Here is a 611-nt window from a genome sequence, read left to right on the forward strand (position 1 = left end):
CTGACCTCGGACAATCTGGTGACCCTGACCGCAACCATCACCGACAAGGATGGCGACAGCGCTCATACGACCCTGAATATTGGACAGAACCTGGTGTTCAAGGACGACGGACCGAGCATCAGCACCACTGGCACGGAGCCAACCCTGACGGTTGACGAAACGGTACTGACCACCGACGCCACCCAGAGCTTTGCAGCGAACTTCAGCTCGGCGTTTGGCGCCGACGGTGCGGGTACGCTGACCTATGCGTTGGGCGTAACTGCCGGCCCGTCGGGACTGACGGATACAGCCACCGGTGAAGCGGTGAACCTGTCACTCAACGGCACCGTGGTCGAAGGCCGCACGGCCACCACTAACCTGCTGGTGTTCACCGTCAGCGTGGCGGCTAATGGCGACGTCACCCTCGACCAGCAACGGGCCGTGGTGCATCCCGATCCGACCAATCCGGATGATTCGACGAGCCTGACCTCGGACAATCTGGTGACCCTGACCGCAACCATCACCGACAAGGATGGCGACAGCGCTCATACGACCCTGAATATTGGACAGAACCTGGTGTTCAAGGACGACGGACCGAGCATCAGCACCACTGGCACGGAGCCAACCCTGAC

The 611-nt window shown here is 61.2% G+C and carries 1 protein-coding gene; it reads left to right on the forward strand.

The window, feature by feature from the left end; all coding sequences use genetic code 11:
* Nucleotides 1–611 (forward strand): DUF5801 repeats-in-toxin domain-containing protein (locus AC1DQM_RS29880; RefSeq protein WP_477747267.1); only part of this gene is annotated, 611 nt, incomplete at both ends.

The sequence above is a fragment of the Pseudomonas sp. 01L34 genome, assembly GCF_056400265.1.